This window comes from Burkholderia sp. BCC0322 (assembly GCF_902833045.1).
Taxonomy (GTDB): domain Bacteria; phylum Pseudomonadota; class Gammaproteobacteria; order Burkholderiales; family Burkholderiaceae; genus Burkholderia.
Genome location: NZ_CADFDU010000009.1, coordinates 171,917 through 196,331 on the forward strand (window position 1 = coordinate 171,917; position 24,415 = coordinate 196,331).

Sequence of the window (24,415 nt, forward strand, 5' to 3'; positions counted from 1 at the left end):
GCAATCGATGCCGCATCGCGTGTGCATCGACATGCCTAGCCGTCGGACCGATCACGGGTGGAAAGCCGTTGCGCGGTGCGCGTGACCGGTTCGTCGTCGCGCGCATGTCTGCGTTGTCGCCCGACATGATGCGCGACGGCATCGGTCACGGTCGGAAAGAAACAGGCGGAACCGAATACGTCGAACAGCCCGTAGGCGCGCAGGCGATCCTTCACCGGGCCCTTCATTTCCGCGAAGTCGAGCCCGATTTTCTGCTCCCGGAGTTCCTCACAAAGCATCACGAGCCGGTCCGCGGCGCTGACGTCGATATCCGTGACGGGCTCGGCCGCGATGACGACGCGCGTGACCGGCGATGCCGATTTCGCGATGGCCGCGTGCAGATGCTCGCAGAAAATCTCGACATTCGCATAGAAGAGCGGTGCATCCCAGCGGAACAGCAGGAGCCCCGGTGTCAGCACGGCGTCTGGATGGCGCGCGACGTCGTGATAGCCGCGCACACCGGCCAGCCGGCCCAGCACCGCATCGTACGGATGCCACGCGCGCCACACGAACGACAGCAGCGACAGCGCGCTGGCGAGCAGGATGCCGGGCACGACACCCAGGCCGATCACGCCGGCAAAGCACAGCACCGCGATCAGGCATTCGCCGCGACGCATCCGGTACAGTCGGACGACGCTGCGGACGTCCGCGATGCCGAACGCCGCGTACATCACGACGGCGGCCAGCGCCGCGCGTGGGACGAGGGTCAGCAGCGCGGGCGCGGCAACGAGCAGGAGCGCGATGCACGCGGCCGCGACGAGATTCGTGACCTGGCTTTGCGCGCCCGCGGCAATCGCGACGGGCGTACGCGATGCGCTACTGCTGACCGCGCAGCCCTGCATCACGCCGGCCAGCAGATTGGCGGCGCCCAGTGCGACCAGTTCCTGGTTGCGGTCCGGCGTGTCGCGCGCGCGCGTGGACAGGGCGCGCGACAGCATGCTGATGTCGGCGAAGGACACCAGTGCGACGGCGATCGAGCCGGACGCAAGCGCGCTCAGGTCGGCGAAGGAGACGAGCGGTAGGTGCGGCACGGGCGCGCCTGCAGGCAGCACGCCGACCGTCGCGATGCCGTGCAGCGGCGCCACCTGGGCGACGACGGTCGCCGCCAGCACCGCGATCAATACGCCGGGCGCACACGGCACCAAGCGTTTCATCAGGAAGATCGTTGCGAGCGCACCGATGCCCAGCGCGCTTGCAGAGAGCGAGAACCGGCGTTCGGCGAGGGCTTGCACGATGCGAGGCACGCTGGAGAACACGTCGCCGCCCGCTGGCGGCATGCCCAGCAGTTCAGGCAACCGGCCGATCGCGAGCGCAATGGCGATGCCGTTCAGGTAGCCATACTGGATCGGGCGCGACAGCAAATCGGTGACGAAGCCGAGGCGGAGTGTGCCTAGCAGGACGCAGATCGTGCCGGCCGACAGCGCCAGCGCGCCGGCGAGTGCGATGGCGCGCTGCGGATCGTGGCCGGCGAGCGGGGCGATGGCGCCGGCAATCAGCGCGGCCAGCGCCGAATCGGGGCCGAGGACGAGGATCTGGCTCGGGCCGAGCAGGGCATACGCGAGCAACGCGGCGATCGACGCATAGAGCCCCGTGATGGCGGGCAGGCCGGCCGCCTGGGCATAGCTCATGCCGACGGGCACCAGCACGGCCGACAGCGCGATGCCCGCATAGAGATCGCGCGAGAGCCATGTGCGCCGGTAGTTCACGAGCAGCGCGATACCCGGGAAAAGATGGGCGACGCGCGCGGAAAGGGGCCGGTTCATCGCGGCGTCATCCCGGCGATGTCCGGGAGAAAGGGATGGCTGGCGCCGGCCAGCGCAGGGTCACCGGGACGCGGCCAACCCGGGCAGACGGACGAAACGGCTGGGCGATAGGGGCCATCGCGTCGGGCGACGTGGCCGCTGCCGCCGCACCGGATGCGGGCGGCGCGGCACGGCCATGCGCGGCTTGAAGCGGTCTCAGGCGGCCTTGAGCGCCGACAGCTGCAGCGCCTGGGCGAAGCGGGCCAGCGTGGCGACCGATCCCGTCACGCTTTCGTACCGCTCGCGCCCGATCTGGGCGTCGAGGATCACGAGCATGCCGGCGTCGCGTGCGAGCGCGACGAGCGCCTGCGTGTCGAGCGCGGGTGCGTCGGATCGGCCGGCCTGATCGCCCGGATCGGGAAGATGGGTAGCGTGTGACATGACGATTCTCCTGATGGCCTCGAATCCGGATACCGTGCAGCCGTGATCCGTGAATCCAGTATCGTCGCCGTGCCTGCGCGATTCAATCGGCGTACCCCGAAGCTGCGGTAGGAATCGTGCGGCGGGCGTCGGCGGATTCCTACATGGCACGCGGCTTCGGCGGTGCGCGACGGCGCACCGGCCGTGCCGCGCGCTGCCGCGCATACCAGCCGCCGATCGCGCGCCAGATGTCGGGGGCGGATTCGCAGTACGTGAACAGGTCGAGATCGCGGCGGTCGATCATCCCTTCGTCGGCGAGGAAGGCCAGGTCGACCGCGCGCCGCCAGTACGCTTCGCCGACGAGGATGACCGGCAGCGGCGGGATCTTGCGCGTTTGCAGCAGCGTCAGGACTTCGAACAGCTCGTCGAACGTGCCGTAGCCGCCGGGGAAAAATACCGCCGCCTTCGCGCGTTCGAGCAGGTGCAGCTTGCGGATCGCGAAATAGTGAAACCGGAAGTGGAGATCGGGGGTGATGTACGGATTCGGCGCCTGTTCGCGCGGCAGCTCGATGTTCAAGCCGATGCTCGGCGCGCCGCGCTCGTACGCGCCGCGGTTCGCGGCCTCCATGATGCCGGGGCCGCCGCCGGTGACGACGGCGAGCCGCGCGGCTCGCGTGCACCGGTCGGCGTGGCCGACGATACGCCCGAATTCGCGCGCGACGCGGTAATACACGCTGTGCTCGACGAGCCGGCTCGCCGCCGCGACGGCACGGCGTCGGCCCGCGTCGTGCGGGCGCGCCGCGAGCAGGCGATTGGCCTCGTTCAGCCGCGCGTTCGCGACGGCAGGGGCAACGATGCGCGTGCTGCCGTAGATCACGACGGCATGACCGATGTGCTCTTGCTGCAGGCGTTCCTCGGCCTTCCAGTAGTCGAGCTGCAGCCGGATGCCGCGCATGCCCGCGCGTTGCAGGATGGCGGCATCGTCGTCGTCGGGCGTGCGCCTCGCGCGTTGGACGAGACGCGACGCGCGACGCGGGATGCGCTGGACGTCGTCGCCGCGGACGATCGCATCGGGCCGCGTGCGGGCGCGTTTGCCGCGCGCATTCGCGGGCGTCGCGCCGGTCGCGGTACGACGGCGCGCGTCGCCTCGTGCGAGACCGGCGGGAATGCGTTTGACGGCGGTCGTCATGCGCTCTGGGGCGGCGGGCCGGTTACTGGCTCAGCACCCATTGCACGAGCTGATGTGCGTCGTCGGCGGACAGCGGGCCGCCGCGATCCTCGGCGGGCGGCATCGGCGTGTCGCCCCAGTGCACGCGGCCGCCGACGCGCAGCTTGCGTTCCAGTTCCGGCGCCGCCGCCGGATCGCCGCGGTAGCGCTGCGCGATCTCGTGGAACGACGGCCCGAGGAACGTCATGTCGACCGTATGGCAAAACATGCAGTGCTGCGCATTGACGAGATCGGTCGGCTCGGGCACGGCCGTCTGCGCGGCGGCCAGGTTGGCCGCCGTGACGATCGCGCAGAAGGCAGCGTAGCGCGGGAGGTTCATATTGTTTTTCCTCGTCCGGATCGGAAGGGCCGTGACGCGCCGCAGGGCGCGCTCACGAGACGACTTCGTCGAGCGGGCGGCGCGGCGAGTGCGGCGCATGCGGGCCGCGCCCGACGCGCAGCAGCAACTGCGGCTCGCCGTGCAGCCCGAGCATGTGGCGCAGGTGGGCGCGCAGCCCGGCCGTCTCGATCGGCTGGTTCAGGTACGACGCCGTATAGCCTGCGCGCGTCGCGACGAGCAGGACGCGCTCCAGCGCCTGGCCGGCGGCGAGCCACGCGTCGCGGTCGTCGCGCAGGGTCGACAGACAGACGATCAGCGGCGAGGCGCCGACGAGCTGGTGATGCAGCGCGGCCAGCCCATCGCCGAGATCGAAGGTTCGCACCGCCATCGTCACGACGGGCGCCGCGAAGTCCAGCAGCGTCGGCACGCCGGCCGCGAACGCCGGCATGCCGTCGACGTGCCGGCGCGGATCGATCCAGCTCGCCAGTTCGCGGCGAAAGCGCGGGTCCGCGAACTGCTGCTGATCGGCCTCCGCGACCAGTTCGGCCACCCGTGCGCGATGCGCGATCGAGTCGACACAGGTGACCTCCGCGCCTTCGGCGACGCCGGCCGCGATCAGCTCGTGCTGCAGCGCGTCCGGCACGGCCGTCGATTCGAACGGCGCGCGCGTCGTGACGCGCTCCGGAATCGCATCGAACAGCGCGCCGAGCGACGCGTCGGAGTAGCCGTCGTCGCAAACGCGGATCATCGCCAGCAGGTCGGGATCGATATCGGACGGAAAGGTGCTGATCGTGTGGGCGAGCCCGGCGTGATCGAGCGCGACGCGCAGGTTGAGCAGGGCCGCGCCGCAGCTGATGATCAGCTCGCGATCGAACGGATCGATGACGGGCAACGCGCGCACGCGATCCGCGCAGACCGCGATCGTGGGGCCGTCGACGATGAACCGCCACGGCTGCGAGTTGTGGCTGGACGGGGCCAGCACCGCGTAGGCCAGCAGCGACCTCAGAGCGTCCTCGGGACGGGTGCTTGCAGCCAATGGGGGAGCGGATATCATTCGAACATCTCCTGGGCGCCACACGCGGGCGTTATGCCACTTCATCGTGTCAGCAACCGTCCGAGCGTCGTTGACCCACATCAAGCGCCCGTCACCGGGCCACGCACACGCGGCGCGTGGCGACTAGCCTTGGAACGTACAGCGCGCGAACACGATCGCGCGGGGAGGCGAGCATGCTTGCGATGATGTTTGACGGCGCGACACCGCATTTGCGCGAGACGCGCGTGCCGGACCCGTTGCCGGCGGCGGGCCAGTTGCTGATCGACATACATGCGTGCGGCGTATGCCGGACGGATCTCCATGTCGTCGACGGCGAGCTCGCGCATCCGAAGCGGCCGCTGATCCCGGGGCACGAAATCGTCGGCACGGTGCGCGCGCTCGGCGCGGGCGTGACGGGCTTCGCGGTGGGCGAGCGCGTCGGTGTTCCGTGGCTCGGGTCGACGTGCGGCCATTGCGCGTATTGCGCGGCCGGCCGAGAAAATCTGTGTAACAGCCCTGGATTAACGGGCTATACGATCGACGGCGGCTACGCGGAGCGCACCGTCGCCGACCATCGGTATTGCGTGCATCTGCCGCGGCGCTATTCCGATCTCGAGGCCGCGCCGCTGCTGTGCGCCGGCCTGATCGGCTATCGCACCCTGCGCATGGCGGGCGACGCGCGGCGCATCGGCATCTACGGCTTCGGCGCGGCCGCGCATCTCGTCGCGCAGGTCGCGCATGGCGAGGGACGGAAGGTGTTCGCGCTGACGAAGCCCGGCGATTCCGTGGCGCAGCAGCTTGCACTGTCACTCGGCGCCGCATGGGCCGGCGGCAGTGACGAAACGCCGCCGGAGCCGCTTGATGCCGCGCTCATCTTCGCGCCGGTGGGGGCGCTGGTGCCGGCCGCGCTGCGTGCGCTCGACAAGGGCGGGATCGTCGTGTGCGGCGGCATCCACATGAGCGACATTCCCGGCTTTCCGTACGCGTGGCTGTGGGGCGAGCGCCGCATCGCGTCGGTAGCCAACCTGACGCGTGCGGACGCCGTCGAATTCATGCGGATCGCCGATGCGATGCCGTTGCGGGTCGAGGCCGTGCGCTACGCGCTGACCGACGCGAACCGCGCGCTCGACGACTTGCGCACGGGGCGTCTGTCCGGGGCGGCGGTGCTCGCCATGCGCGGCTGATGCGCCCGCCGCGCGTGCGGCGAGGTCAGATCCGCCCGAGGCCTTCCGAATCGACGATGCGGATCTGCTTGCCTTGCGCGGCGACGAGCCCGTTGCGCTGGAACTTCGACAGCATGCGGCTGACCGTCTCGAGCTTCATCCCGAGATATTCGCCGATCTCGTCGCGCGTCATCCGCAGCACGAATTCGGCGGACGAGTAGCCGCGCGCCTTGAAGCGTGTGGAAAGGTTCAGCAGGAACGCGGCGACGCGCTGCTCGGCGGTCATCGTGCCGAGCAGCAGCATCAGTGAGGATTCGCGGACGATTTCGCCGCTCATCATCTGGTACACGTGATGCTGCATCGGCCGCACCTCGCGGCAGATCTGCTCGAGCTGGCCGAACGGAATGATGCAGACGGTGCTGTCCTCGAGCGCGATCGCATCGCCGTTGTGGTGGCCGGTGTGCACGCCGTCGAGCCCGAGCGATTCGCCGACGATCTGGAAGCCGGTGATCTGCTCGTCGCCGTCGCGGTGCATCACGATGGTCTTGAACGACCCGGTTCTCACCGCATAGATGCTGTTGAACGCGTCGCCCGCGCGAAACAGCGTTTCGCCGCGCCTGACGTGCCGCGTCGTGCAGATCATCGCGTCGACCCGCGCGAAATCGTCAGGCGAAAGGTCAGGCGGCAGGCAGACCGTGCGCAACGAACACGTCGAACAGCGGGACGTGGCGCGTTTCGGTTGTTCCGCCCGTTCGACGGGATGCAACGGGATGAACGGGCGTAACGGCATGGCCGGCGAAACATCGGCATGGCTTTGCATGATCGGCTCCAGTACTCCAGTACATTGGGGACAGCGGCGGGCCGCCGTGGGACGCGGTCGCGCTGGTGATAACGCCGGCGGCCCTGGTGCAAGCCGCCCTCATCGGAAAAGCCGCGCCGGACGAAAAGTGAGACCTTTCCCGGCGGCGATTGCCGCCGTTGCTTCGCCAGGCGCGTGCTTGTTTTTCTTGATCTGGAGTATGGATGTTGCGCGGCGTCAAGGAAATCAGCAGGCATTGAAGATGCAGTAGGTCACGTGGAAGCGCTGTAGGCGGTTTCCTACACGGGGGCGGGATTCTGTCCGGGGCGACGCGAAGGCGCAGCGGTCGTGCGCCGGAGCCGCGTCAGAGTTCGTCCGGGTCGTCGAACAGCTTGTGGCGCATCGCATAGCGCACGAGCGCCGTGTCGTTCGGCATCTGCATCTTCTCGAGAATCCGCGTCTTGTAGGTGCTGACCGTCTTGACGCTCACGCAGAGCGCTTCCGCGATCTCGGAAATCGACTCGCCGGCGGTGACCCGCCGGAACACGTCGAATTCACGGTCGGACAGCCGCTGGTGCGGCAGGAGATCGGTCGGTTCGTTCAGGCTCTGCGCAAACTGTTCGGCCATCGTCAGGCTGACGTAAACGCCGCCGGCCGCGATCTTGGCCAGCGCCGCGACCAGCTCGGCGCTGGCGCTTTCCTTGGTCATGTAGCCGGATGCGCCGGCGCGGAACGCGCGCACCGCGTATTGCTGCTCGGCGTGCATCGTGAGCACGAGAATATGCAATGCCGGTTTCTCGTCCTTGATCTGCTTGATGAGTTCGACGCCGTTTCGGCCGGGCATCGACAGGTCGAGTACCAGCACATTCGCGGCCGTGTCGCGTACGAGCGCGATCGTGGACGCGCTGTCGCGCGCTTCGCCCGCGACTTCGAACCCGCTCGCGCTTTGCAGGATGTGCCGCAGGCCGTCTCTGACGAGGGCGTGGTCGTCGGCGATGAGTACTCGGATCATGACAGCCCATCTCCTTGCTGGATGGCGTGAAGCGGCAACGCGAGGATTTCGTCGTGGGCGGGCGTCGGGCCGGACGCGAGGCACGAAATGCGGGGCGGACCGAAGTTGCGATGTCGCCCGAAATTGTGCGCGTTTTGTCCGTATTCGCCAATCGGGACCGATGCGTACGCCCGCGGCCGTGCGGGCTTGACCGGCGTCAACCGGATCGCGCCCGCCAGGCCCAGACTGGTGTGGCATTCCAGTCAAAAACCGGACGCCACCAGGGAGGCACCATGTATGCAAGGATCTTTGCGGCGCTCGACGGCAGCCGCAGTTCGCGGCTCGCGCTCGACGAGGCGATCGCGCTCGCCCGCGATTCGGGGGGCCTGATCGTCGCCGTGTGCGTGGTATCGGACGCGCCAAGAGTGGCTGACTTCGACCGCGGCTATATCGACCAGCGCGACCCGAGGGGGCTGGATGCGGACAAGGCCGCGATCGCGGTGGCGGATGCGCAGACCGCGTTTCGCCTGTGCGGCGTCCGCGGCACCGCGCACACGATCGACGCGTGCGGCGAGGATGTGTCGGCCGTGCTGGCGCGAGCCGCCGCCGAATGCGACGCGGACCTGATCGTGATGGGGACGCACGGACGCCGCGGCGTGCGCCGTGCGGTGCTCGGCAGCGTCGCCGAATCGCTGGTGCGCAGCGCCGACCGGCCGGTGCTGGTCGTGCGGGAGGGGCAGGGCGCGTGTGCGGCCGTGTTGTGACCGGAGAGGGCAGCCGCGGGCGGCTGCCCCGTCGTCATACGTGCGGCGTCAGTGCGACAGCAGCACCGGCACCGTCATCGTCTCGAGGATGGTGCGCGTCGCCCCGCCCAGCACGCGTTCGTGCATGCGTGCATGGCTGTACAGGCCCATCACGAGCAGGTCCGCATGCAGGTCGGTCACCCGGTTCAGCAGCGTCGCGCCCACGCCGACCGACCGGTCGCGCGGCGTCGTCGAGAACGACGCGCGAACGCCGTGCCGCTCGAGATACGCGGCGACGTCGACGCCCGCCGGCGTCTGGTCGGGGTCGGGTTGACCGCGCACGACCGTCTCGACGTTGACGAAGCGCGCGCGGGCGAGCAGCGGCAGCGCATCGGCCATCGCACGGGCGGCTTCGCGCCCGCCGTCCCAGCCGATCAGCACGTTCTCGCCGATCGTTCGCACGTCGCCCGCGTAGGGCACGACGAGCGCCGGACGGCCGCTGCCCATCACGAGATCCTCGATGAAATGGCGTGCCACGTAGGTCATGCGATCGTCCGGGTCTTCCTGGCCGAGTATCAGCAGATCGGCGTGGCGCGCGTGCAGGATGGCGGTAGTCGTCGCGTCGCCGGTCGGCGCCTGCCATTCGACGCTGCGTCCCGCGCGCTCGGCCGCCGTCAGGAATCTCTCTTCGGCCTCCTTGCGCCGCTGGTCGCACAGCCGCTCGTACACGGCCAGCTTCAGTGGTTCGTCGGGCCGCCGCAACGGCTCGAAGAGATCCTGGCAGACCACGTAGAGGCCGATCAGATGCGCGTTCCAGCGTCCCGCCAGTTCGAGCGCGAGGTCGACGCGCGTCGCGCAGCGTTCGCTGTCGTCGAGGTGGACAAGCAGGGTCTTGTAGCTCATGACGGCTCCTTTTCGGTTGATGTCGCGACGGTCTCGGCGGGTTGTCCGGACGGGCAACTCGCGGGAATCATCAGCACCGGGCACGTGGCCAGGCGCAGCACGCGCTCGGCCACGCTGCCGAGGAACAGGCGCTGGGCGCCGCGCCGTCCGTGCGTGCCCATCACGATCAGGTCGGCCGCGATTTCATTGGCAAGACTGACGATCCGGTGCGGGATGTCTTCGCCCGCCGGATCGACGTTGGCGATCTGCGGCGTGCCGGCCACGTCGCGCGCCTTCATGCGGCGCGCTGCGTCGTCGGTGACGCGCAGCCCTTCTTCCCGGAACGCATCGATCAGGATCGACGGATCGTATCCGGCCATGTCGTAGGCGGGCACCAGGAAATCGACGACGTAGACGGGGGTCAGCCGCGCACCTGTTTCCGACGCGAGGCCCAGCGCGGCGTCGAGTGCACGGGACGACGTGTCGCTGCCGTCGAGCGCAACCAGAATGTTCGAGTACATGGCGTTTCCCTTGAACGGAGGCGGATGAAATCATCATCGGCGCGTGCGCGCCGATCGCGCTGATCTGGATCAAGTGTCGCGGTTGCCGCGCAGCACGCCTATCGCGGCGCGCGCGGCGATCCACGCTTCGTGGGTCGGCTCGACGACCCCCGTGACCGCGCTGGACGCGGACGACACGACCTGCGCATGGTCCGCGTTGGCGCGCGCATCGATATCGATGTCGAGCCAGCCGAACAATGCGCAGATCCGTTCACGCAACGCGGCCGGGTGCTCGCCGATGCCGGCATTGACCGCGGGCAGCCCGAGCATGCGCATCGGCCGGCTCAGTGCGACATCAGCACCGGGAGCGTCATCGACGCGAGCACCGTGCGGGTGGCGCCGCCCATCACCAGCTCGCGCCAGCGCGGATGGCCGTACGCGCCCATCACGAGCAGGTCCGAACCCGTTTCGTATGCGCGCGACAGCAGCGTGTCGCCGATCGACGCGCCGGTGCCGGTATCGATGTCGAGCACGTTCACGTCGCGCGCATGGCGCGCCAGCATCAACGCGGCATCGGCGGCCGGAATGCGCGTGGTCGCCGCTTCGGAATTGCCGTCGACCACCGCGACGACGGTCGTGCGCTTCGCATGCTCGAGGAAGGGAATCGCGTCGTGTGCGGCACGGGCGGCTTCGCGGCTGCCGTCCCACGCGACGAACACCCGTTCGCCGATCGACGGGAATTCTCCGGTGTACGGCCAGAACAGCACCGGGCGGCCGGCGGACAGGACGAGGTTCTCCGCGAACTGGTCGTCGATGTAGGTTTCAGGATCGTTCGGGTCGCTCTGGCCTGCAATCACGAGGTCGGCAAGACGGGCGGCGCGCGGCACGGCGACATTCGCGCGTTCGTCCGCACGAACCCAGGCCGCCGGCACTTTCGCGCGGGCAGCCTCCGCATGGAACAGGCGCTCCAGCGCGGCGAGCCGTTCGTCGCGCTGTTCGCGGTGTTCGCGGAAATAGTCGGCGGAGCCGGCCATCACGTAGAACGAATGCGGCTCCGGCGTGTAGACCGCGAACAGCCCGGTGAGATGCGCACCGAAGCGCCGGGCGAGACGCAACGCGAACTCGAGACGCGAATGCGCGCGGTCGCTCGTGTCGAGATGTACGACTAGGCTTTTGTAGCTCATCGGAATCGCTCCATCGACGGGTGATCCGCCAATGCAATCCAGTCTACGAAGCAGGGTTTCCGCGTGCTTGACTCAGATCAACGGGCGCCATGCGCACCGGTCGCACAGTGAAGCAGTCGCGATGCCGATGCCGGGCAGGCGGCATGACACGGATGCCAACCCATTGACCGGATCGAAGGAGGGAAGACGATGATCTCCCACGCTTTGACGACACCGAACGACGCTTGCCGCGCGGGCTGCGATCTCGCGTTGCGCATGGCCGCGCTGACCCGCGACTGGCAGCATGAATGGCTCGCGCTGGCCGGGCGGCGTATCGAGCGCGACCGCGACGCGGTGCGCGACCTGCAGCAGGCGCTCACGGCCACGAACGAATGGACGGCTTTCGGCGAAGCGGCGCGGCAGGTGACGCGCGACTACACGATCGCCACCGTCGCGATCTGGCAGGACGCCACCGAGCTGTGCATGCGCGGGCAGTTCGAGAGCGCGAGTGCCTGGCGCACGTGGCTGCGCGATTACGGCGCCGGTACGCTGGCGCGCTGCCAGACCGACTGGTGGCCCGATCTCGGGCGGCTGGCCGTGGTCAACGAGGCGAGCATGCCTTGGCGCGACTGGATGGCCGCGTTCGAGCTCGGCGTCACGGAAGCCGTCGATGTGGGCGGCGGGGCCGCGGCCGTCCGGCGTCTCGACGGCAGCCACGCCGCGCAGGAGCACGATCATGCGCGCTGAACGGGTTGCATTCGTCACCGGCGGGATGGGCGGCCTCGGCGCCGCGATCAGCCGCCGCCTGCACGAGGCCGGCATGACCGTGGCGGTGTCGCACACCGAACGCAACGACCACGTCGCGACGTGGCTCACGCAAGAACGCGAGGCGGGCCGCACGTTTCGTGCGTACGAGGTCGACGTGGCCGACTACGACTCGTGCCAGCACTGCGCCGCACGCGTGCTGGCCGAATTCGGGCGCGTCGACGTGCTCGTCAACAACGCCGGCATCACGCACGACGCCACCTTCGTGAAGATGACCAAGGGCATGTGGGATGCGGTGCTGCGCACCAATCTCGACGGCCTGTTCAACATGACGAAGCCGTTCGTACCCGGCATGATCGACGCCGGCTTCGGGCGGATCGTGAACATCGGGTCGGTGAACGGCGAGCGCGGGGCGTACGGGCAGGCGAACTACGCGGCCGCGAAAGCCGGCATCCACGGCTTCACGAAGTCGCTGGCGCTCGAACTCGCGCGGCACGGCATCACGGTCAACACGGTGGCGCCCGGCTACCTGGCCACCGCGATGCTCGAGTCGGTGCCGAAGGAAGTGCTCGACACGAAGATCCTGCCGCAGATTCCGGCCGGCCGCCTCGGCGATCCCGACGAAATCGCCGCGTTCGTCGCGTTCCTGTGTTCCGATGCGGGCGCCTTCGCAACCGGTGCGGAATTCGACGTCAACGGCGGCATGTACATGCGATGAAAGCGTCCGTCATCCGTGCGCCGCTTCCGCGCGATTCGACGCCGCCGCCGGATCGGGACGGGTTGAAGGCCGCCTCCCGCGAAGGCGCGGCAACCGACGCGACGCCCGCCGAACGATGGAACCGCGCCGCGCATGCGAACGTTGCCGCGATGACCTTCGGGCTGTCGCCGGTGTCGCTGGCGCTGGCCATGCTCGACTGGGGCGCGCATCTGGCGGTGTCGCCGGGCAAGTGCTTCGAACTCGCGACGCAGGCGTGGCTGGCGCCCGCGCCCGCGGCGGCGGACGACGCCGGCGCGGACGGCCTGGCCGTGCATGCGGGGGGCGCCGATCCGCGTTTCGCCGCGCCGGCGTGGTCGGACTGGCCGTTTCGCGGGTATCGCGACGCGTTCCTGTCGGTCCAGCGCTGGTGGTGCGACGCGACGCGCGGCGTGCCGGGTGTCGAACGGCACCATGAGGAACTGGTCGGTTTCGTCGCGCGTCAATGGCTTGACGCGTGCTCGCCCGGCAACTTCCTGGCGACCAACCCGGTCGCGCTCGACGCGACGATGCGCAGCGGCGGCGCGAACCTCGCGGCGGGCGCACGGCACTGGCTCGACGATGCGAACGCGTGGCTCGATCGCGCGGGCGGCAAGCGTGGCCGCGACGTGCGTGCGTACCTGCCGGGGCGCGACGTGGCGATTACGCCGGGCCGGGTCGTGTGGCGCAACGCATTGTGCGAGCTGCTGCAATACGACCCGACGACACCGCGCGTCGCGCGCGAGCCGATCCTGGTCGTACCGTCGTGGATCATGAAGTACTACATCCTCGACCTGCAGCCGCACGATTCGCTGATCCGTTTCCTGGTCGATGCAGGCTACACCGTGTTTGCGGTGTCGTGGCGCAACCCGGGCGCGGAAGCGCGCGATCTCGGGCTCGACGATTACCTGCGCGACGGGTGCCTCGCGGCGCTCGACGCGGTCGGCTCGATCTGCGGCGAGGCGGTCCACGCGGCCGGCTATTGCCTCGGCGGCACGCTGCTGGCGATCGGCGCGGCGGCGCTCGCGCGCGACGGGCGGCAACACGAGGCGCTGCGATCCGTCACGTTGCTCGCGGCCGAGACCGATTTCAGCGAACCCGGCGAACTCGGCCTGTTCATCGACGCGAGCGAACTGTCCGCACTCGATGCGCTGATGTGGCGGCAGGGCTACCTGGACGGCGCGCAGATGTCCGCCGCGTTCGAACTGCTGAACGCGCGCGACCTGATCTGGTCGCGGATGATGAGCGAATACCTGCTCGGCCGGCGTACGAAGCCGAACGACCTGATGTCGTGGAATGCGGACACCACGCGCATGCCGTACCGGATGCATTCGGAATACCTGACCCGGCTGTTCCTCGACAACGATCTCGCGGCAGGCCGCTATTGCGTCGACGGGCGGCCGATTGCGCTGTCGGATCTCGACGTGCCGACGTTCGTGGTCGGCACCGAGCGCGATCACGTGTCGCCGTGGCGCTCCGTCTACAAGCTCCACCTGCTGACGCACCATGCGTTGACCTTCGTGTTGACGGCGGGCGGCCACAACGCGGGCATCGTGTCGGAACCCGGTCATCCGGGCCGCCACTACCGCTGCGCGACCCGCGAACCCGGCGCGCCGTACCGCAGCCCGCGCGCGTTCGTGCGCGACACGCCCGCGGTCGACGGATCGTGGTGGACCTGCTGGCGCGACTGGCTGCGCGCGCGCTCGTCGGGCGACGTGCCGGCCCGCACGCCGGCCGCCGGGCTCGCCGCGGCGCCCGGCACCTACGTGCTCGAGACATGAACGGGCACCGGCATCCGGGTGCGTGCGGCGGCGCGTGCCTGCCCGGCCTGCTGCCGCGCACGGATGGCGCATTGCCCGGGCTGATCGCGCGCGCATGCCACGCGCCGCCGCTGGTCGTGGCCGTCGTGCATCCGTGCGACGCAACCAGCCTCGTCGCGCTGGCCGAACTCGGCGCGTCGCCGCTGGGGGCCGCGATCGAGCCGTTGATCGTCGCGCCGCGCGCCAGGGTGCTGCGGGTCGCGCACGACGCGGGCGTCGACCTTTCGCGCTGGACGATCGAGGACGTGCCGCACAGCCATGCGGCGGCGGCCCGCGCGGTCGAACTCGCGGCGGCCGGCCGCGCCGGCGCGCTGATGAAGGGCAGCCTGCATACGGACGAGCTGATGGGCGCCGTCGTCGCCGCCGAATCGGGGCTGCGCACGGACAAGCGCATGTCCCACTGTTTCCTGATCGAGACGCCGGCGTATCCGCGGCCGTTCATCCTGACCGACGCGGCGGTGAACATCGCGCCGGACCTCGCGCAGAAGGCGGCCATCACGCAGAACGCGATCGACGTCGCGCATGCGCTGGGCGTGGCGTGCCCGCGCGTGGCCGTGCTGTGCGCGGTCGAGACCGTCAATCCGGCGATGCGCTCGACGCTCGATGCGGCGGCGCTCGCGAAGATGGCCGAACGCGGCCAGCTCACGGGCGCGATCGTCGACGGCCCGCTCGCGTTCGACAACGCGATCTCGCTGCGGGCGGCGCGCGACAAGGGGATCGATTCGCCCGTCGCCGGCTGCGCCGACATCCTGGTCGTACCCGATATCGAAGCGGGCAACCTGCTCGCGAAGCAGCTCGAATACCTGGGCGGCGCCGTCAGCGCCGGCATCGTCGCCGGCGCGCGCGTGCCGATCGTGCTGACGAGCCGCGCCGACGGCGCGGCCGTCCGGGTCGCATCCTGCGCACTCGCGATGGTGCTGGCGCAGGTGCGCGATGCGCCGCAGTCCTGATGAACGAACCTGCCACCCTTTCTTTCGATGGAGGAACCGCAATGAAAGCACTTGTCTACCACGGACCCGGGCGCAAGGCGCTCGAGGAACGGCCCAGGCCGGAACTGCAGTCGCCGACCGACGCGCTCGTGCGCGTGACGCGCACGACGATCTGCGGCACCGACCTGCACATCCTCAAGGGCGACGTGCCGACCTGCGAACCCGGCCGCATTCTCGGCCACGAAGGGGTCGGGATCGTCGAACAGGTCGGCGCCGCCGTCGACGCGCTGAAGCCGGGCGACCACGTGTTGATTTCCTGCATCTCGTCGTGCGGCCGCTGCGAATATTGCCGGCGCGGCCTGTATTCGCACTGCGAGACCGGCGGCTGGATCCTCGGAAACCGGATCGACGGCACGCAGGCCGAGTACGTGCGCATTCCGCACGCGCAGACGAGCCTGTACCGGATTCCGCCGGGCGCGGACGAGGAGGCGCTCGTGATGCTGTCCGACATCCTGCCGACCGGGTTCGAATGCGGCGTGCTGAACGGCAAGGTGCAGCCCGGTTGCTCGGTCGCGATCGTCGGCGCGGGCCCGATCGGGCTGGCGGCACTGCTGACCGCGCAGTTCTACTCGCCCGCGCAGATCATCATGATCGATCCGGACAGCAACCGGCTGGAGGTCGCGCGGCGCTTCGGCGCGACCGATTGCCTGGACGGCCGCAGCGGCGACCCGGTGGCGGAAGTCATGAAGCTGACCGACGGCGTCGGCGTGGATTGCGCGATCGAGGCGGTCGGGATTCCGGCGACGTTCGAGATGTGCACGTCACTGGTGGCGCCGGGCGGCGTGGTCGCGAACGTCGGCGTGCACGGCGTCAAGGCCGATCTGCACCTGGAGAAGCTGTGGGATCGCAACATCTCGATCACGACCCGGCTCGTCGACACGGTCAGCACGCCGATGCTGCTGAAGACCGTGCGCGCCGGGCGCCTCGATCCGAAACGCCTGATCACGCACCGGTTCTCGCTCGACGACGTCGAGCGCGCGTACGACACGTTCGGCCGCGCGGCGCAGACGCAGGCGCTGAAGGTCATTATCGAAGTCGGCTGATGGCCGGGGCGCGTGGCGGGAACCGGCATGCGCTTTCGCCGGATCGTGTCGGTCCCCGGGCTCCGCGCGCGATCGGGCGACGGCGCCCCCGTGACGATCGCGGGAAGAGCGTTTGACGTTCACACGCACGCCATTGCGATCCGGCGTGTCGAAGAGGGCAACGCAGGCTCGCCGGCAAGCGGCGTCGCTAGCACACGGGTATGTCCAGACGATAGCCCCATGTGTCGGTCACGATGTGCCTGGGATGAGCCGGATCGCGCTCGAGCTTTTGTCGAAGATGTCCGACATACACGCGGAGATAATGGTGATTCGTCGTGCGTGAGGATCCCCATATCTCCGCCAGCAACTGCTCGTGTGTCAGCACCCGTCCCGGATACTGGGCCAGTAACGCAAGGAGGCGATACTCCGTTCGGCTCAGGTGAACCGGCTGGCCTTCACGCAAGACCGTGCGCTTGCCAAGGTCGACTTCCACGCCACTGAAACAAACGATGCCATGCGACGGGAGCGAACCCGTTGCCTGCCGCCGAAGGTGGGCGTGAATTCGAGCAACGAGTTCAGGGGCGCCAAACGGTTTGGTCAAATAGTCGTCCGCACCGGCATCGAGCGCGGCAACTTTGTCCGTCTCTCGATTCCTCGACGACAAGATGATCAGCAAGGCAGACGACGATCGGCGAATTTCCCGAATCAGTTCCAGACCGTCCATATCGGGCACGTCGATATCGGCGATCACGAAATCCGGGTGTCGCCGCTCGATCTCCGCGAGCCCGCTTGCACCGGCATCCGCCGGAAAAACAGATCCTCCGTCCGCTTCGAGCGCCACACGGACGAAGTGCCGGATACCGGCGTCGTTGTCGATCACGATGCCGGTTACGCGGGGTTCGTTCATGTCCGGGCATATCGACGGTTCAACGCATCGGCTTCAACTCGTCAAGCGCGAGATTCAACTGCAGCACATTGACCCGCGGCTCTCCCAGCACCGCAAGCTGGCGTCCTGACGTGTGTTCGGCGATCAACCGGTAGATCTGATCGACCGGCAGGCCGCGCGCCTTCGCGACCCGTTCCGCCTGATAAGCGGCGGCGGCCGGCGTGATGTCCGGATCGAGGCCGCTACCCGAAGACGTCACCAGATCGACCGGGAGCGGCTTCGTCGTGTCGGTTCCTGCGGCCTTGAGGGCGTCGATTCGACCTTTGACCTCGTCGGCCAGTGCGGGGTTGGTCGGCCCGAGATTCGAACCGCTCGAACCGGACGCATTATAGGGATTCGGCGTGGTCGCGGAGAGGCGCCCCCAAAAGTAGTGCGCCGCATCGAATTGCTGGCCGATGTGCGCAGAGCCGACGGTCTTGCCGTTCTTCGTCAACAGACTGCCGTTCGCCTGCCACGGAAACACGGCCTGGCCGATGGCGGTCACCACGAGTGGATAAATGCCGCCCGTCACCACGGTCAGCAGCGCGAACAACACGATTACCGGTCGAATGACTGTTTGCATGATGTATGCCTCTTCAATCCTTCAAGCCCATCCGCACGCGGTCAGGATCATGTCGATCAGCTTGATGAACGGGAACGGCAGCGCAATGCCGCCCAGCCCATAGATCAACAGGTTTCGACGCAGCAGCGATGCCGCCCCGAGTGGCCGGTATTTGACGCCCTTGAGCGCGAGCGGGATCAGCGCCACGATGATCAACGCGTTGAAAATCACCGCCGACAGAATGGCGGACGACGGCGACGTCAGCCGCATCACGTCCAGCACGCGCAGTTGCGGATAGGTGGTTGCAAATGCCGCCGGAATGATTGCGAAGTACTTGGCGACGTCGTTCGCGATCGAGAACGTCGTCAGCGAGCCACGCGTCATCAGCATCTGCTTGCCGATCTCGACCACCTCGATCAGCTTGGTCGGATTCGAATCGAGATCGACCATGTTGCCGGCTTCCTTCGCGGCCTGCGTGCCGGTGTTCATCGCGACCGCCACGTCGGCCTGCGCGAGCGCCGGCGCGTCGTTGGTGCCGTCGCCTGTCATCGCGACGAGGCGGCCAGCGGCCTGGTGTTCGCGGATCGTCGCGAGCTTGGTTTCCGGCGTCGCTTCCGCGAGGAAATCGTCGACCCCCGCTTCCGCCGCGATCGCCGCGGCCGTCAGCCGGTTGTCGCCCGTCACCATCACGGTCTTGATGCCCATCTTGCGCAGCTCCGCGAAGCGCTCCTTGATGCCGCCTTTCACGATGTCCTTCAGTTCGATCGCCCCGAGCGCACGCGCGAAGCCGTCGTGCAACTCCGCCACCACGAGCGGCGTGCTGCCGCGCCGCGCAATATCCGCGACGATCTGGTCGACGTCGGCAGGAAAACGCCCCCCGCGCCCCTCGACGTAGTGTTTGATCGCATCGGCCGCACCCTTGCGAATTTCCCGATCCGGCAGATCGACCCCGCTCATGCGGGTCTGTGCACTGAACGATAAAAAGACCGGGTGCAGAGCGGTCATGTCGCGCTGGCGAATGTTGAATCTCTGTTTCGCCAGAATGACGATGCTGCGGCCTTCCGGCGTCTCGTCGGAGAGCGACGCCAGTTGTGCTGCATCGGCCAGCGTCTCCTCGGTCACGTTCATCACCGGAAAGAAGGCAGCCGCCTGGCGATTGCCCAGCGTGATCGTGCCGGTCTTGTCGAGCAGCAGCACGTCGACGTCGCCGGCGGCTTCCACCGCACGGCCCGACGTCGCGATCACGTTCGCCTGCATCATCCGGCTCATCCCGGCCACGCCGATCGCGGACAGGAGGCCGCCGATCGTCGTCGGGATCAGGCACACGAGCAGCGCGACGAGCGCGGTAATGGTGACTGCGTGCCCGGCCTTTACCGCTGCAACAGAGAAGATCGAGAATGGCAGCAGCGTGGCAGTCGCCAGCAACAGCACGATCGTCAGCGCGACGAGCAGGATCGTCAGCGCGATCTCGTTCGGCGTCTTCTGGCGTTTCGCGCCTTCGACCATTGCGATCATCCGATCGAGGAACGCCTCGCCCGGGTTCGCCGTCACCCGGACAACGATCCAGTCGGACAGCACACGCGTGCCGCCCGTCACCGACGAGAAGTCGCCGCCGGACTCACGGATCACCGGTGCGGACTCGCCGGTGATTGCCGACTCGTCGACCGACGCGACGCCTTCGATCACCTCGCCGTCGGCAGGGATCGTGTCCCCGGTCTCGACAAGCACGACGTCGTCCCTGCGAAGATCGCTCGCCGCCATGATGCGGACCGGCGATTTGGGATGAGGTCCCTCCAGTTTCTTCGCCATCACATCATGACGTGCCGCGCGCAGCGATGCCGCCTGCGCCTTCGAGCGTCCTTCCGCGAGCGCCTCGGCAAAGTTCGCGAACAGCACCGTGAACCACAGCCAGAGTGCGACCGCGAGGATGAAGCCCGCTGGTGCCTCAGCTTCGCCTCGCAACGCGGCGATCCACAAGACGGTTGTCAGGATGCTGCCGACATACACGGAGAACATCACCGGATTGCGCAGCTGCGTGCGTGGCGCCAGCTTGCGAAATGAATCCACCAGCGCAGGCCGAACAATCGCCAGATCGAACATCGACCGCGCGGCGAGCCGCGCGTGGCCGAGGTTGTCTTTCTGATGCGTTGGCTGTTGGGTATCGATAGTCATACGGACCTCGTCATTCGAACGTCAGTGCCCCGCGATCATCATCAGATGCTCGACGACGGGCCCGAGCGCCAATGCAGGCACATACGTGAGCGCACCAACGAGTATCACCGTGCCGAGCAGCAGGATCACGAACAAGGGTCCATGAGTCGGGAGCGTGCCTGCCGTGACCGCGATGCGCTTCTTCTCCGCAAGCGAGCCCGCGATCGCCAGGACCGGAACGATCGTGCCAAGGCGGCCGAACCACATCACGACGGCGAGCGTCACGTTATAGAAAGGCGTATTGACGGACAGGCCCGCGAACGCGCTGCCGTTGTTGTTGGCCGCCGAACTGTACGCATAAAGAATCTCGGAAAAGCCATGCGGCCCGGGATTGGCGATCCCCGCCACACCCGCTGCGGACAATACGGCGATCGACGCACCGACCAGCACAAGCAACGGCGTCAGCAGCACCGCGATCGACACCATCTTCATCTCGTAGGATTCGATCTTCTTGCCGATGTATTCGGGCGTCCGCCCGATCATCAGACCGGCAACGAACACCGCGAGCAGCGCAAAGATCAGCATGCCGTACAGTCCGGAACCGACACCGCCATAGATGACTTCGCCGAGCTGGATCAACAGCAGCGGCACGAACCCGCCGAGCGGCGTCAGTGAATCGTGCATGTTGTTGACTGCGCCGCACGAAGCTGACGTCGTTGCGACAGTGAAGATCCCCGACTGTGCGATACCGAACCGCGTCTCCTTGCCTTCCATGTTGCCGCCGTCCTGAAGCGCGGAAGCCTGCTGATCGACATGCAACGTACTCAGGACGGGATTGCCCGCCTGCTCGGCGGAGATCTCGCCCCAGCACGCAATCGCGAACGCGATGGTCATCGCGGCGAGTATCGCGTAGCCTTGACGCCGATCCCCGACGGTTCGTCCGAACACGACGCAAAGTGAGGCCGGGATGACCAGCATCGCAATCATTTGCACGAAGTTGGCGAACGGAGTCGGGTTTTCGTAGGGATGCGCCGAGTTCGCGTTGAAGAACCCGCCGCCGTTCGTACCCAGCATCTTGATCGCTTCCTGCGACGCAACCGGCCCCATCGCAAGCGTCTGCTTGTCGGCCGTGAAGTCGGCCATTACCGGGTTGCCCTTCGCGTCCTTGATCGGGTTGCCTTGCGCATCCGTCTTCGGAGCCTGGTAGTGCGTGACCTGAAGCGTCGGAACGTCGGTATAGGCCGAGAAATTCTGGATCGCCCCCTGACTCACGAGCAACAACGCGACGATGAACGCACATGGCGTCAGAACATACAGCGTGATGCGCGTGAGGTCGACCCAGAAATTGCCGACAGTCTTCGAGGTGTGCCGGGCAAACCCGCGAATCAAGGCGAACACGACCGCAATGCCCGTCGCCGCGGAGAAAAAGTTCTGCACAGTCAGCGCGGCCATCTGAGTCAGATAGCTGACCGTCTGCTCAGGCGTGTAGTCCTGCCAGTTCGTATTTGTGACGAAGCTGACCGCCGTATTGAATGCGCCGTCGGGCGTCATCGGGCCGAACGATTGCGGATTGCCCGGCAGCCACTGCTGGATGCGAAGCACGCCATAGACGACCGCCACGCCAAGCGCGTTGAAGGCAAGCACCGCGATCGCGTAATGCTTCCACGACATCTCCGCACTGGGGTCGACGCCGGCCAACCGATACAGCGAGGTTTCGATCGGATGCCCGATACGCCGCACGACAACGGACGAACCGTCCAGAACGTTCGCGATATGCCGGCCAAGTGGAATCGCGAGTGCGATCAATACGACGATATACAGGCCGGTCTGGAGCAAGTTGTTCACGTTCATTCGAGTTGCTCCGCGCGCAGCAGCGCATAGAGGAGGTAAGCGAACAGAATGACCGTCGCCGCTCCCGCGAGCCACATCATCCAGGCAATCATGGGCGGCCTCCCGATGTGCGGCGCAGCTTGTCGCATCCCACGGCGAGCGCCGCGATCAAGCCGGCAAACACGACAATGGCGATCAGGTAGACGAGATCCATAACGACTCCTCCAAGCGCAATCCTGCTCGTTTCAGCGTATTCAACGCGTCGTAAATTTCCCGATAAACCGGTGTGAGGCTGTGTAAACGCCGCGTAAAAGCGGGGGGCTTTCTCGCGCCCCCGTATTATTTGAAATAATACTTTTGCGTCGGATGGCTAACTATTTCTGCACCCAGTCCGGTCTATCCCGGTTAGGTTCGGCGAAGTCAAGGAAGCCCCGTCAGGACGAAAGCGCGGCCGGCTCGCGCGTGTCGCCGGATTCGACCGCATCGAGATCGACGCGCTGCGCGTACACCGGCACCTCGCACGGCCAGTGGAGCCGCTCCGTGATGCGCCGCCGCATCGCATCGGCCGCGGCCGGCTCGCCGTGCGTGACGAAGGTGCGCACGGGCGCACGCTGCATCGTGCCGAGCCAGCGGAGAATCTCCTCGTAGTCGGCATGCGCGGAGAGCGCCGTGATCGACTCGACCTGCGCGCGCACGCGCACGTACTCGCCGTGAATCTTCAGGGTCGGCTCGTGCGCGGCCAGCGCCGCGCCGCGCGTGCCGGCCGCCTGGTAGCCGACCAGCGCGATCGTGTTGCGCGCATCGGGCGCGTAGCGGCTCAGGTGGTGCAGCACGCGGCCGCCTGTCGCCATCCCGCTGCCGGCGATGATGACCATCGGGCCCTGATGGTCGGCGATCGCCTTCGACTGCTCGACCGAGCGGATCATCGTGGCCGCGTGGCCGAGCGCATTCGCCTCGGATGGCGTCAGCCGGTGTTCGAGAATATGGTGGCGATAGATCTCGGTCACGTCGGTGGCCATCGGGCTGTCGACGAACACCGGGACGCGCGCCATCCGGCCCGACGCCTTCAGGCGCGCGATGTAGTGCAGGATCTCCTGCGCGCGGCCGACGGTGAAGCAGGGCATCACCACGACGCCGCCACGCGCGAAGGTCTTGTCGAACAGCGCGGCGAGTTCGTTCTCGGGGTCCGATTCCGGATGCAGCCGGTCGCCGTACGTCGATTCGACGACCAGGTAGTCCGCATGCGCGGGCGCCAGCGGCGGCTGCATGATCGGGTCGTGATAGCGGCCGAGATCGCCCGAGAAGGCCAGCACCTTGTGATCCCAGTGCATCACGACGCTCGCCGCGCCGAGAATGTGCCCGGCCGGCAGCAGGCGGAACGCCAGCCCGCCGCCGAGCGGCGTGCATTCGTCGAACGCGACGGGCTTCAGCAGGTGCAGCGCGCGCTGCGCATCGTCCAGCGTGTAGAGCGGCTGCGCCGGATGATGCTTCGAGTAGCCGTGGCGGTTCGCGAACTCGGCTTCTTCCTCCTGCAGCCGCGCGCTGTCGCGCAGCATGATGTCGCAGAGTTCGGCCGTGGCCGCCGTGCAGTACACCGGCCCGCGAAACCCTTCGCGCGCCAGCACCGGAAGATAGCCGGTATGGTCGATATGCGCGTGCGTGAGCACGACCGCGTCGAGCGTGTCGGGCGCGACCGGCAACGGGTTCCAGTTGCGCAGCCGCAGGTTCTTGGTGCCCTGGAACAGGCCGCAATCGACCAGCACGCGCCGGTTGCCGTGCTCGATCAGGTACTTCGATCCGGTCACGGTTTCGGTCGCGCCGAGAAAAGTCAGTTTCATGGATCGCCTCACGGGAGTGGACGGAGCAGTGAGTCGATTACAGCGCGGATGCGCGTGACGCGATTGATGGAAATCAGGGATTGTCGTATCGGTGCCGCGGTCGGGCGAGGTTTGCGCTCCGGCCGTTGCCGTGCCGGCTTGACGTCGGTCAACGCCCGGGCCGGCCGGTGGCATGATAGTGAACGTGTACGCGAATGCGATGTCGTGCCCCCGCTTTTCCGCGCACGTCGCGTACGCAATGCGCAGCGGGATCACGACGCTTTCGGGACGAATTCATCATGACGCTGATCGCCAATCTGGACGGCGCGCGGACCGGCTACCGGCTGTGCTTCGTCCGCGCACCCTGGGCGTGGTTCACCTGCCTGCCGCTCGACCTGCAATGCGGCCAAAGCTGGGCCGACGTGCCCTACCAGGACGTCGCGCAACCGCCTTACAGCGATTCGCGCGCGCAGCTGCTGCGCGTGGCGTTCGACGCGCCGCGGCTGCTGCCGCCCGAATCCGGCCGGCATGGGCGCGATTGGAGCGTCGAGCAGATCAATGACGGCGCGGTGCCGTGGCTGCGCAGCGAGGAATTCGTCGACGCGATGAAGCTGGCCGTGCCGGCGGGGGCGACCCTCGCCGAATTCGTCGAGACGATCGAGGCTGCCGGCGGCACCGTCTACGGTCCGCTCGGCTGGGCCGAGCTGCCGCCGTGGCAGCGGCCCGATGTCGTGACGCACACGCAAACGGGCTGACTTCGGACGCCCGTACCCGCACCG

Annotated in this window: 24 protein-coding genes and 1 pseudogene; 8 read left to right on the forward strand and 17 right to left on the reverse strand. The window is 67.7% G+C overall.

The window, feature by feature from the left end; all coding sequences use genetic code 11:
* Nucleotides 1–35: 35 nt before the first annotated feature.
* The 5 genes from HWX39_RS24170 to HWX39_RS24190 form a co-directional block, all read right to left on the reverse strand.
* Entirely contained in the window at nucleotides 36–1,802 is a 1,767-nt protein-coding gene (locus HWX39_RS24170) for a SulP family inorganic anion transporter (protein WP_175970314.1), read from the reverse strand.
* Nucleotides 1,803–1,997: 195 nt separating this feature from the next.
* Nucleotides 1,998–2,222: a hypothetical protein gene (locus tag HWX39_RS24175; RefSeq protein ID WP_175951894.1), complete on the reverse strand. Its 225-nt coding sequence runs from the start codon at nucleotides 2,220–2,222 to the stop codon at nucleotides 1,998–2,000.
* A 139-nt stretch (nucleotides 2,223–2,361) separates the two neighbouring features.
* Entirely contained in the window at nucleotides 2,362–3,390 is a 1,029-nt protein-coding gene (locus HWX39_RS24180) for a TIGR00730 family Rossman fold protein (protein WP_175970315.1), read from the reverse strand.
* A 22-nt stretch (nucleotides 3,391–3,412) separates the two neighbouring features.
* A complete protein-coding gene (locus HWX39_RS24185) occupies nucleotides 3,413–3,748 on the reverse strand; it encodes a c-type cytochrome (RefSeq protein WP_175970316.1) in 336 nt (111 codons plus the stop codon).
* A gap of 52 nt (nucleotides 3,749–3,800) precedes the next feature.
* The gene (locus tag HWX39_RS24190) at nucleotides 3,801–4,802 is read right to left on the reverse strand and encodes a nitroreductase family protein (protein WP_175970317.1); all 1,002 of its coding nucleotides are present in this window, start codon (nucleotides 4,800–4,802) and stop codon (nucleotides 3,801–3,803) included.
* A 173-nt stretch (nucleotides 4,803–4,975) separates the two neighbouring features.
* On the opposite strand from HWX39_RS24190, the gene HWX39_RS24195 reads away from it, so the two are divergent.
* Nucleotides 4,976–5,965: a zinc-dependent alcohol dehydrogenase family protein gene (locus tag HWX39_RS24195; RefSeq protein ID WP_175970318.1), complete on the forward strand. Its 990-nt coding sequence runs from the start codon at nucleotides 4,976–4,978 to the stop codon at nucleotides 5,963–5,965.
* Between the two features lie 25 nt (nucleotides 5,966–5,990).
* Here the strand turns inward: HWX39_RS24195 and fnr are convergent, their stop codons facing one another.
* The gene (gene fnr / locus HWX39_RS24200) at nucleotides 5,991–6,764 is read right to left on the reverse strand and encodes a fumarate/nitrate reduction transcriptional regulator Fnr (RefSeq protein WP_175970319.1); all 774 of its coding nucleotides are present in this window, start codon (nucleotides 6,762–6,764) and stop codon (nucleotides 5,991–5,993) included.
* A gap of 343 nt (nucleotides 6,765–7,107) precedes the next feature.
* Nucleotides 7,108–7,755, reverse strand: a complete 648-nt coding sequence (locus HWX39_RS24205; RefSeq protein WP_175970320.1) for a response regulator transcription factor — start codon at nucleotides 7,753–7,755, stop codon at nucleotides 7,108–7,110.
* A gap of 272 nt (nucleotides 7,756–8,027) precedes the next feature.
* On the opposite strand from HWX39_RS24205, the gene HWX39_RS24210 reads away from it, so the two are divergent.
* Nucleotides 8,028–8,498, forward strand: a complete 471-nt coding sequence (locus HWX39_RS24210) for a universal stress protein (protein WP_175970321.1) — start codon at nucleotides 8,028–8,030, stop codon at nucleotides 8,496–8,498.
* A gap of 48 nt (nucleotides 8,499–8,546) precedes the next feature.
* Here the strand turns inward: HWX39_RS24210 and HWX39_RS24215 are convergent, their stop codons facing one another.
* The 4 genes and pseudogenes from HWX39_RS24215 to HWX39_RS24230 all read right to left on the reverse strand — a co-directional run bounded on the left by HWX39_RS24215 (nucleotide 8,547) and on the right by HWX39_RS24230 (nucleotide 11,043).
* Nucleotides 8,547–9,380: a universal stress protein gene (locus tag HWX39_RS24215; RefSeq protein WP_175970322.1), complete on the reverse strand. Its 834-nt coding sequence runs from the start codon at nucleotides 9,378–9,380 to the stop codon at nucleotides 8,547–8,549.
* The gene (locus tag HWX39_RS24220) at nucleotides 9,377–9,880 is read right to left on the reverse strand and encodes a universal stress protein (protein ID WP_175970323.1); all 504 of its coding nucleotides are present in this window, start codon (nucleotides 9,878–9,880) and stop codon (nucleotides 9,377–9,379) included. The genes HWX39_RS24215 and HWX39_RS24220 overlap by 4 nt, the downstream gene beginning before the upstream one ends.
* A gap of 69 nt (nucleotides 9,881–9,949) precedes the next feature.
* Nucleotides 9,950–10,165 (reverse strand): annotated as a pseudogene (locus tag HWX39_RS24225) (acetate kinase); the annotation flags it as partial.
* A 38-nt stretch (nucleotides 10,166–10,203) separates the two neighbouring features.
* The gene (locus tag HWX39_RS24230; RefSeq protein WP_175970324.1) at nucleotides 10,204–11,043 is read right to left on the reverse strand and encodes a universal stress protein; all 840 of its coding nucleotides are present in this window, start codon (nucleotides 11,041–11,043) and stop codon (nucleotides 10,204–10,206) included.
* A gap of 189 nt (nucleotides 11,044–11,232) precedes the next feature.
* Here HWX39_RS24230 and HWX39_RS24235 point away from each other — a divergent pair, with 189 nt between their 5' ends.
* The 5 genes from HWX39_RS24235 to HWX39_RS24255 are packed head-to-tail and all read left to right on the forward strand — an operon-like array spanning nucleotide 11,233 to nucleotide 16,372.
* Entirely contained in the window at nucleotides 11,233–11,769 is a 537-nt protein-coding gene (locus HWX39_RS24235; RefSeq protein ID WP_175970325.1) for a hypothetical protein, read from the forward strand.
* Nucleotides 11,759–12,505 (forward strand): beta-ketoacyl-ACP reductase, encoded by a 747-nt coding sequence (locus HWX39_RS24240; protein WP_175970326.1) that lies wholly within the window; start codon nucleotides 11,759–11,761, stop codon nucleotides 12,503–12,505. Before HWX39_RS24235 ends, HWX39_RS24240 begins: the two co-directional genes overlap by 11 nt.
* Nucleotides 12,502–14,301 (forward strand): alpha/beta fold hydrolase, encoded by a 1,800-nt coding sequence (locus HWX39_RS24245; RefSeq protein WP_175970327.1) that lies wholly within the window; start codon nucleotides 12,502–12,504, stop codon nucleotides 14,299–14,301. The genes HWX39_RS24240 and HWX39_RS24245 overlap by 4 nt, the downstream gene beginning before the upstream one ends.
* Nucleotides 14,298–15,290: a bifunctional enoyl-CoA hydratase/phosphate acetyltransferase gene (locus tag HWX39_RS24250; protein ID WP_175970328.1), complete on the forward strand. Its 993-nt coding sequence runs from the start codon at nucleotides 14,298–14,300 to the stop codon at nucleotides 15,288–15,290. Before HWX39_RS24245 ends, HWX39_RS24250 begins: the two co-directional genes overlap by 4 nt.
* A 41-nt stretch (nucleotides 15,291–15,331) precedes the next feature.
* Nucleotides 15,332–16,372 (forward strand): zinc-dependent alcohol dehydrogenase family protein, encoded by a 1,041-nt coding sequence (locus tag HWX39_RS24255; protein WP_175970329.1) that lies wholly within the window; start codon nucleotides 15,332–15,334, stop codon nucleotides 16,370–16,372.
* 187 nt (nucleotides 16,373–16,559) lie between these two features.
* Here the strand turns inward: HWX39_RS24255 and HWX39_RS24260 are convergent, their stop codons facing one another.
* The 6 genes from HWX39_RS24260 to HWX39_RS24285 all read right to left on the reverse strand — a co-directional run bounded on the left by HWX39_RS24260 (nucleotide 16,560) and on the right by HWX39_RS24285 (nucleotide 23,657).
* The gene (locus HWX39_RS24260) at nucleotides 16,560–17,258 is read right to left on the reverse strand and encodes a response regulator (protein ID WP_175970330.1); all 699 of its coding nucleotides are present in this window, start codon (nucleotides 17,256–17,258) and stop codon (nucleotides 16,560–16,562) included.
* A 19-nt stretch (nucleotides 17,259–17,277) separates the two neighbouring features.
* On the reverse strand, nucleotides 17,278–17,859 hold the full coding sequence (gene kdpC, locus HWX39_RS24265) for a potassium-transporting ATPase subunit KdpC (RefSeq protein WP_175970331.1): 582 nt from the start codon (nucleotides 17,857–17,859) through the stop codon (nucleotides 17,278–17,280).
* Between the two features lie 21 nt (nucleotides 17,860–17,880).
* A complete protein-coding gene (kdpB, locus tag HWX39_RS24270; protein ID WP_175970413.1) occupies nucleotides 17,881–19,938 on the reverse strand; it encodes a potassium-transporting ATPase subunit KdpB in 2,058 nt (685 codons plus the stop codon).
* A 93-nt stretch (nucleotides 19,939–20,031) separates the two neighbouring features.
* Nucleotides 20,032–21,840 carry a potassium-transporting ATPase subunit KdpA gene (gene kdpA / locus HWX39_RS24275; RefSeq protein ID WP_175970414.1) on the reverse strand — a complete coding sequence of 603 codons (1,809 nt, stop codon included), beginning with the start codon at nucleotides 21,838–21,840 and terminating at the stop codon, nucleotides 20,032–20,034.
* The gene (kdpF, locus tag HWX39_RS36855) at nucleotides 21,837–21,968 is read right to left on the reverse strand and encodes a K(+)-transporting ATPase subunit F (protein WP_347879598.1); all 132 of its coding nucleotides are present in this window, start codon (nucleotides 21,966–21,968) and stop codon (nucleotides 21,837–21,839) included. Before kdpF ends, kdpA begins: the two co-directional genes overlap by 4 nt.
* Nucleotides 21,969–22,253: 285 nt before the next feature.
* The gene (locus tag HWX39_RS24285; RefSeq protein ID WP_175970332.1) at nucleotides 22,254–23,657 is read right to left on the reverse strand and encodes an MBL fold metallo-hydrolase; all 1,404 of its coding nucleotides are present in this window, start codon (nucleotides 23,655–23,657) and stop codon (nucleotides 22,254–22,256) included.
* 278 nt (nucleotides 23,658–23,935) lie between these two features.
* Between HWX39_RS24285 and HWX39_RS24290 the strand changes: the two genes are divergently transcribed.
* On the forward strand, nucleotides 23,936–24,391 hold the full coding sequence (locus HWX39_RS24290) for a hypothetical protein (RefSeq protein ID WP_175970333.1): 456 nt from the start codon (nucleotides 23,936–23,938) through the stop codon (nucleotides 24,389–24,391).
* Nucleotides 24,392–24,415 lie beyond the last annotated feature (24 nt).

Coding starts and splice junctions, on each gene's coding strand:
- kdpA (WP_175970414.1), bottom strand. CDS start 21,840: ATGAACGTGAACAACTTGCTCCAGACCGGCCTGTATATCGTCGTATTG.
- HWX39_RS24290 (WP_175970333.1), top strand. CDS start 23,936: ATGACGCTGATCGCCAATCTGGACGGCGCGCGGACCGGCTACCGGCTG.
- HWX39_RS24285 (WP_175970332.1), bottom strand. CDS start 23,657: ATGAAACTGACTTTTCTCGGCGCGACCGAAACCGTGACCGGATCGAAG.
- HWX39_RS24250 (WP_175970328.1), top strand. CDS start 14,298: ATGAACGGGCACCGGCATCCGGGTGCGTGCGGCGGCGCGTGCCTGCCC.
- HWX39_RS24180 (WP_175970315.1), bottom strand. CDS start 3,390: ATGACGACCGCCGTCAAACGCATTCCCGCCGGTCTCGCACGAGGCGAC.
- HWX39_RS24255 (WP_175970329.1), top strand. CDS start 15,332: ATGAAAGCACTTGTCTACCACGGACCCGGGCGCAAGGCGCTCGAGGAA.
- HWX39_RS24220 (WP_175970323.1), bottom strand. CDS start 9,880: ATGTACTCGAACATTCTGGTTGCGCTCGACGGCAGCGACACGTCGTCC.
- kdpF (WP_347879598.1), bottom strand. CDS start 21,968: ATGCGACAAGCTGCGCCGCACATCGGGAGGCCGCCCATGATTGCCTGG.
- HWX39_RS24215 (WP_175970322.1), bottom strand. CDS start 9,380: ATGAGCTACAAGACCCTGCTTGTCCACCTCGACGACAGCGAACGCTGC.
- HWX39_RS24190 (WP_175970317.1), bottom strand. CDS start 4,802: ATGATATCCGCTCCCCCATTGGCTGCAAGCACCCGTCCCGAGGACGCT.
- HWX39_RS24170 (WP_175970314.1), bottom strand. CDS start 1,802: ATGAACCGGCCCCTTTCCGCGCGCGTCGCCCATCTTTTCCCGGGTATC.
- HWX39_RS24235 (WP_175970325.1), top strand. CDS start 11,233: ATGATCTCCCACGCTTTGACGACACCGAACGACGCTTGCCGCGCGGGC.
- kdpB (WP_175970413.1), bottom strand. CDS start 19,938: ATGTTCGATCTGGCGATTGTTCGGCCTGCGCTGGTGGATTCATTTCGC.
- HWX39_RS24230 (WP_175970324.1), bottom strand. CDS start 11,043: ATGAGCTACAAAAGCCTAGTCGTACATCTCGACACGAGCGACCGCGCG.
- HWX39_RS24175 (WP_175951894.1), bottom strand. CDS start 2,222: ATGTCACACGCTACCCATCTTCCCGATCCGGGCGATCAGGCCGGCCGA.
- fnr (WP_175970319.1), bottom strand. CDS start 6,764: ATGCAAAGCCATGCCGATGTTTCGCCGGCCATGCCGTTACGCCCGTTC.
- HWX39_RS24185 (WP_175970316.1), bottom strand. CDS start 3,748: ATGAACCTCCCGCGCTACGCTGCCTTCTGCGCGATCGTCACGGCGGCC.
- HWX39_RS24260 (WP_175970330.1), bottom strand. CDS start 17,258: ATGAACGAACCCCGCGTAACCGGCATCGTGATCGACAACGACGCCGGT.
- HWX39_RS24195 (WP_175970318.1), top strand. CDS start 4,976: ATGCTTGCGATGATGTTTGACGGCGCGACACCGCATTTGCGCGAGACG.
- HWX39_RS24205 (WP_175970320.1), bottom strand. CDS start 7,755: ATGATCCGAGTACTCATCGCCGACGACCACGCCCTCGTCAGAGACGGC.
- kdpC (WP_175970331.1), bottom strand. CDS start 17,859: ATGCAAACAGTCATTCGACCGGTAATCGTGTTGTTCGCGCTGCTGACC.
- HWX39_RS24240 (WP_175970326.1), top strand. CDS start 11,759: ATGCGCGCTGAACGGGTTGCATTCGTCACCGGCGGGATGGGCGGCCTC.
- HWX39_RS24210 (WP_175970321.1), top strand. CDS start 8,028: ATGTATGCAAGGATCTTTGCGGCGCTCGACGGCAGCCGCAGTTCGCGG.
- HWX39_RS24245 (WP_175970327.1), top strand. CDS start 12,502: ATGAAAGCGTCCGTCATCCGTGCGCCGCTTCCGCGCGATTCGACGCCG.